5 protein-coding genes are annotated in these 6,399 nt (G+C 73.1%); 4 read left to right on the top strand and 1 reads right to left on the bottom strand.

Annotated features, from left to right (window positions below; genetic code table 11):
- Positions 1 to 2,153 (bottom strand): YgiQ family radical SAM protein (locus KDM41_05255; GenBank protein ID MCB1182820.1); only part of this gene is annotated, 2,153 nt, incomplete at its 3' end.
- A gap of 201 nt (positions 2,154 to 2,354) precedes the next feature.
- Between KDM41_05255 and KDM41_05250 the strand changes: the two genes are divergently transcribed.
- The 4 genes from KDM41_05250 (at position 2,355) to KDM41_05235 (ending at position 6,388) form a co-directional block, all read left to right on the top strand.
- On the top strand, positions 2,355 to 2,855 hold the full coding sequence (locus KDM41_05250; GenBank protein ID MCB1182819.1) for a GAF domain-containing protein: 501 nt from the start codon (positions 2,355 to 2,357) through the stop codon (positions 2,853 to 2,855).
- Entirely contained in the window at positions 2,852 to 4,186 is a 1,335-nt protein-coding gene (locus tag KDM41_05245; GenBank protein ID MCB1182818.1) for a PQQ-binding-like beta-propeller repeat protein, read from the top strand. Before KDM41_05250 ends, KDM41_05245 begins: the two co-directional genes overlap by 4 nt.
- A gap of 84 nt (positions 4,187 to 4,270) precedes the next feature.
- Positions 4,271 to 5,683: an exopolysaccharide biosynthesis polyprenyl glycosylphosphotransferase gene (locus KDM41_05240; protein ID MCB1182817.1), complete on the top strand. Its 1,413-nt coding sequence runs from the start codon at positions 4,271 to 4,273 to the stop codon at positions 5,681 to 5,683.
- 108 nt (positions 5,684 to 5,791) lie between these two features.
- Positions 5,792 to 6,388 carry a hypothetical protein gene (locus KDM41_05235; GenBank protein ID MCB1182816.1) on the top strand — a complete coding sequence of 199 codons (597 nt, stop codon included), beginning with the start codon at positions 5,792 to 5,794 and terminating at the stop codon, positions 6,386 to 6,388.
- Positions 6,389 to 6,399: the final 11 nt, after the last annotated feature.

Here is a 6,399-nt window from a genome sequence, read left to right as displayed (position 1 = left end):
CCCCCGCGATCTCCGCCCGGGGCACCCGACCGTCCCGCTCCGGCCGCGGCCCCCGTGCGGGGCGCCGCGCCCTCGCCGCCCTTGCCCGGCGGCACGAGGCACTCGTCGCCGTAGCCGATCAGGTCGGGCCGGCCGAGGCGGTGCAGGGCCTGGCGCAGCAGGGGCCAGTTGCGCTGGTCGTGCCAGCGCAGGAACGCCTTGTGCAACTCCCGCTGCTGGGGGCTGCGCACGGTGTCGACCCGGTCGGCCGGACGCACGTGGCGGACCACCTTGCGCAGGGTGTCGCGCCCGCTGTGGTACATGGCCGTGGCCGCCGCCATGGGCGTCGGCAGGAAGGTCTGCACCTGGTCGGGCTTGAAGCGGTTGCGCTTGAGCCAGAGGGCGAGGTTCAGCATGTCCCGGTCGGTGGTGCCCGGGTGGGCCGCGATGAAGTACGGGATCAGGTACTGCTTCTTGCCCGCCTGCCGGCTGTACTTCTCGAACAGGGCGCGGAACTTCTCGTAGCTGCCCACGCCCGGCTTCATCATCCGGCGCAGCGGTCCGTCCTCGGTGTGCTCCGGGGCGATCTTCAGGTAGCCGCCCACGTGGTGGGTCACCAGCTCCTTCACGTACTCCGGCGACTCGACGGCCAGGTCGTAGCGCAGCCCCGAGGCGATCAGCACCTTCTTGATGCCGGGGATGGCCCGCGCCCGGCGGTAGAGCCGGATCAGCGGCGCGTGGTCGGTGTCCAGGTTGGGGCAGATGTCCGGGTACACGCACGACGGCAGCCGGCAGGCCGCCTCGATCGCACGCGATTTGCAGGCGATGCGCCACATGTTGGCCGTGGGGCCGCCCAGGTCGCTGATCACGCCGGTGAAGCCGGGCGTCTTGTCGCGGATGTTCTCGATCTCCCGCAGGATGGATTCCTCGCTGCGGCTCTGGATGATGCGCCCCTCGTGCTCGGTGATCGAGCAGAAGGTGCAGCCGCCGAAGCAGCCGCGCATGATGTTCACCGAGTGCTTGATCATGTCGTAGGCCGGGATCGGCGTCTCGCCGTAGGACGTGTGCGGCCGCCGCGTGTAGGGCAGGTCGAACACCGCGTCGATCTCCGGCGTCGTCAGCGGGATCGGCGGCGGGTTGAGCCACACGTCGCGCTCGCCGTGGCGCTGCACCAGGGCGCGCGCGTTGCCCGGGTTGGTCTCGGCATGCATGACGCGCGAGGCGTGGGCGTAGAGGATCGGGTCGTCCGCCACCTGCTCGAACGCCGGCAGCCGGATCACCGTGCGGTCGCGGTGCTTCCAGCGGTGGCGCAGGTCCTTCATGTCCGCGAGGCCGGCCAGGGGAGCGGGTCCCGCCGCGGGCGGCGCCGCGTTGGCGGCTCCGTCTGCGCAGGCGGTCTCGTCCTCCATGGCGTAGGGATCCGGGTGCGCGATCAGGGCGCCCGGCGTGTCGACCTCGGTCGAATCCATCTCGATCCAGCCGCCCGGCACCTCGCTGCGCATGAAGGCGGTGCCGCGGATGTCGGTCAGGTCGCGGATGTCCTCGCCCGCCCCCAGGCGCTGGGCGATCTCCACGATCTGGCGCTCGGCGTTGCCGTAGACCAGCAGGTCGGCCTTGCTGTCCGGCAGCACGCTGCGCTTGACCTTGTCCGACCAGTAGTCGTACTGCGCGATGCGGCGCAGGCTGGCCTCGATGCCGCCCACCACCACCGGCACGCCCTTGAACGCCTCGCGGCAGCGCTGGGCGTAGACGAGCACCGCGCGGTCGGGCCGCCGGCCGCCCTCGCCGCCGGGGGTGTAGGCGTCGTCGTTCCGCCGCTTGCGGTTGCTCGTGTAGTGGTTGACGAGCGAGTCCATGTTGCCGGCCGTGACGCCGAAGAAGAGGGTCGGGCGGCCGAGGGCGCGGAACGGCTCGGCACTGTGCCAGTCGGGCTGGCTGATGATGCCCACGCGGAAGCCCTGGCGCTCGAGCACCCGGCCGATGACGGCCATGCCGAAGCTCGGGTGGTCGATGTAGGCGTCGCCGGTGACGAGGATCACGTCGCACGCCTCCCAGCCGAGGGCGTCCATCTCGGCCCGGGACATGGGCAGTTCGGGCGCCGTGCCGAAGCCCGCCGCCCAGTAGGGCGGGCGCGAGAAGAGGCCGGGCGCGGTCGGCGGAGCGGGTGCGGACATGGGTTCCTGCCGTGGGTCGGGGGCGCGATGCGACTGCGCACAGGAAAACGCCCGGTCGGGCCGGCGTCAAGCGCCACGCGGAACGGCCCGACGCCGGCCAGCCGCGGCCCGCCCTTGCGTCCGGCCCCGACCGGCCGCAGAATGTCGGGACGCGCCGCCGCCGGCGGCCCCGGCACCGAGCCCGACCCGCGAAGGAAACCCATGTCCGCTTCTCCCGATTCCGCCACGCTCCTGGCCCGCTACGGTCGCATGGCCGCCCAGCTCGCCGCCCAACTCGACGAAGGCCCCAAGGCCACCACCGACCCGGTCGCCCGCATGGCCACGATCTGCGCCCTGCTGCACGCCAAGCTGCCCCACTTCTTCTGGACGGGGTTCTACCGCCTCGTCGACGGCGACCTCGTCGTCGGGCCCTACCAGGGACCCCTGGCCTGCGCCAAGCTGCCCCCGCCGGACGGCGTGTGCTGGGCCGGCCTCCGCGGCGGCGAGACCGTCCTCGTGCCCGACGTGCACGCCTTCCCCGGACACGTGGCCTGCGACAGCCGCTCGCGCAGCGAGATCGTGGTGCCGGTGCGCGACGCCACGGGCGCCGTCGTCGCCGTGCTCGACGTGGATTCCGACCAGCCGGACGCCTTCGGCCCCGCCGACCGGGAGGGGCTCGAGGCCATCGTCGCCCTCGTCCACGCGCCGGCGGCGGGCCGGTGATCCGGCGCCTGATCCTGCTGGCCTGCCTCGGCGCCGCCCTCGCGGCCGCCTTCCTGGTCGGTTTCCAGCGGGGACGCCGCAACACCGGCCCCCGCCGCATCGCCATCACCGAACCGGACATCCGGCGCGACGACCTGCAGGGCCGCTGGTATCCGACCGCCCCCGTCGCCGAAGCCGGCGACCGCGAGCTGCGCCGCCTGCAGTCGGTGGGCTACCTCGGCGGCTACCGCGCCGGCCCGGACACCCGCGGCGCCGCCACCCTCGACTCGACCCGCTGCGCCCCCGGCCTGACCCTCGTCTGCTCCGGCCACGCCCCGGTGGCGACCCTCATCGACCGCGACGGCCGCCCGGTCCACACCTGGGAGGTTCCCTTCCGCACGGTGTGGCCCGACAGTGTCCCCTTCCCCGTGCACCCCGAGCACCGCGAGTTCCTGCGGCGCGCCGAGGTGCTGCCCAACGGCGACCTGATCGGCCTCTTCGAGTACGTCGGCATCTTCCGGGTCGACCGCGCGGGGCGCGTCCTCTGGCGCGACGCCTCGCTCCAGCACCACGACCTGCAGCTCCTGCCGGACGGCGGCATCCTCACCCTGGCCCGCCGCCTCGTGCCCCCCGCCGACCTCGAGGCCCATCTCGGCGCGGGCACCGTCCCCTTCCGCAACCTGCTGGTCGACGACGTGCTGCTCATGGACGCGTCGGGCCACATCCGCGAGCGCATCCCGCTGCTCGAGGCCATCGGCGCCTCGGACTTCGCCCCCATCCTGCAGCGCATCGCCCATCCCGACGTGTTCCACGCCAACTCGGTGTGGCGCATCGAAACGCCCTCGCCGGACCAGGCGGATCTCTTCGGCCCGGGCGACATCCTCGTCTCCCTGCGGAACATCAGCACCGTGGTGGCCCTCGACGCGACGACCCACCGCGTGAAGTGGGCCGCGGCCGGACCCTGGCACCGCCAGCACCAGGCCGTGTACCTGCCCGACGGTGACCTGCTCCTGTTCGACAATCTGGGCGCCAGCCGCCCCCTGCAGGCCTTCGACCGCTCGCGCGTGCTGCGGGTCGACCCCCTGACCGGGCGGATCCGCTGGTCCTTCGGCGGCCGGCCCGGCGAGGAGCTCTTCTCGGCCTGGCTCGGCAGCGTCCAGCCCCTGCCCGGCGGGAACGTCCTGGTCACCGAGGCCGCCGGGGGCCGCCTGCTCGAGGTCGCCCCGGACGGGGCCGTGGTGTGGACCTACGTGAACCCCCACCGGGCCGGCGACGCCGGCGAGTTCATCGCCGTGCTGCTCGCGGCGCGGCGCGTGCCCCGGTCGGGCCTGGGTTTCCTCGCGACGGAGTAGCGGGACGGCGTCCCGGGATGCGGCCCCCCGGTTTCCGACTACCTTGTGGGGGCTCGCCCACGGTCTCGTCGTCCGGGGGATTCCTTGTCCTTGCTCGTCCGGCATCACCTGCCGCGCCGGGTGACCTGCACCCTGCTCTTCGAAGTGGGGCTGCCGGCCGCGGCGCTGGCCGCCACGGCCGTCTGGACGGGTCTGCCCCGCCGGCTCGTCGCCGCCTCCGACACCCCCCTGCTCGTCGCCACCGTCGTCGCCTGCCCGCTGCTCGTGCAGGGGGGCTTCTGGCTCTGCGGGCTCTACTCCCGTCGCTGCGTCTACGCCGGCCAGGGCCTGCCCTTGCGCCTGTGCGCCGCCGCCGCCCTCATCCTGCCGGTCCTGGCGGTGCTGCTGCTGGCGGTGCGGCCCTTCGCGGGTCCGGCCTGGCCGTCTCTCGTCCTGTCGTGTGCGGGCGCCACCGGGGTGTGCGTGACCGGAGCCTGGCTGGCGCGATGGGTCGTGCTGCACCACTTCAATCACGGCGCCCACTACGGCCGCATCCTGATCGTCGGCGACCGCAACTGCCTGCCCCTGGTCGTCGAAGAGGTGCGCCGCACCCACGGCGACAGCCTCGAGATGGTCGGGATGCTCGGCTGCGACGACTGCCCCGGGGCCTGCCGCAGCGCCGACCTGCCGCTGCTCGGCGGACTGGGCTCCCTGGCCGAGGTGGTCCGACGCCACCGCGTGAACACGGTGGTGATGTCGCTGCGCCATGACGAGCCCGCCGCCTTCCTCGGGACCCTCGTCGCCTGTCGCCTCGCCGGCGTCGAGATCATCGACAGCGGCGACTTCTACGAGTCGATCTGCCACAAGCTCCTGCTCGAGCGCCGCGACAGCCTCAACTCGCTGGCCTGGGGACCGCACCGCGTCTCGCCCTGGCAGTGGCGGGCCAAGGCGCTCGGCGACAAGGTGCTGGCCGGCACGCTGCTCACGCTGCTGGCGGTGCCCTGTGCCGTGGTCGCCGCGGCCATCGCCCTCGCCGGCGACGGTCCGGTCACCTATCGCCAGCAGCGTGTCGGTCGCGGGGGGCGCCCCTTCACCATGCTCAAGTTCCGCACCATGTCCATCGACGCCGAGGCCCGCAGCGGCCCGGCCTGGGCCCGCCCCGCCGATCCGCGCGTGACCCCGGTCGGCCGCTGGCTGCGCCGCACGCGCTTCGACGAGGTGCCCCAGCTCGTGAACATCCTGCGCGGCGAGATGGCTTTCGTCGGGCCCCGCCCCGAGCGGCCGGCCTTCGTGGCCGACCTGGCCGAGGCCATCCCCGCCTATCCCTACCGGCATCTCGTCAAGCCGGGCCTGACCGGCTGGGCGCAGGTGAACTTCGGCTACGGCGTGGGCGTGGCCGGCGCCCGCGAGAAGCTGCGCTACGATCTCTACTACCTGAAGAACATGTCCCCCCTGCTCGATCTCGCCATCGTCGCGGCCACCCTGCGCGCCGTGGTCGCCGGCCAGGGCGTGCGCTGACCCGGCCCCGCCCGGCGATTGCGCACCCGGCCCCGCGGTTCCGCATGTCCGGTCGAAGCAACCTGTCGCGACCCCGTCGCGCCCCCCATGCCCAGGATGGACCTGACCATGAAGACCCTGCTCCCGCTCTCCCTGCTGATCGTCGCCCTGACGGCGACCGCCCCCGCCCGCGCCGACTCCCGCGTCGACATCATCCCCTCGGTGGCCTACATCAACCCGACGACCGACGTCGTCGACCAGGACGGCATCACCGCCCGTTTCGACGCCACCCTCGGCTTCGGCGGCCGCATCGCCATCTACCTGAACGAGACCGTCTCGCTCGATCTGAGCGGTCACTACGGCCGTTCGTCCCTCGCCGCCGACATCTTCGGCGACCCGGACGCGGCGTCGGTCGACCTGGCGCTGTTCTACGGATCGGCCCAGCTGGCGGTCGCCCTGGGCAGCGAGAAGCGGTTCATCCTGCACGGCGGCGTCGGCCTGCAGGGCACGAACTACGACGATTTCATCGAGGGCGGGAACATCATGACCGGCGTGCTCGGCCTCAGCGGCTGGATGCCCCTGAGCCCCACGGCCGCCCTGCGCGTCGACTTCGACGCCCACTTCCACACCACCTACTTCGAGGTGGGCGACGTGCGCACCGACGAGCTCTCGCAGCTGGACACGGTGCTCGCGGTGGGGATCCAGTTCACGTCCGGCGGTCGCTAGCGCGCGGCGGG

It is taken from the genome of bacterium, from assembly GCA_020440705.1.
Lineage (GTDB): Bacteria > Krumholzibacteriota > Krumholzibacteriia > LZORAL124-64-63 > LZORAL124-64-63 > JAGRNP01.
This window is presented reverse-complemented; position numbering and strand designations above follow the sequence as displayed.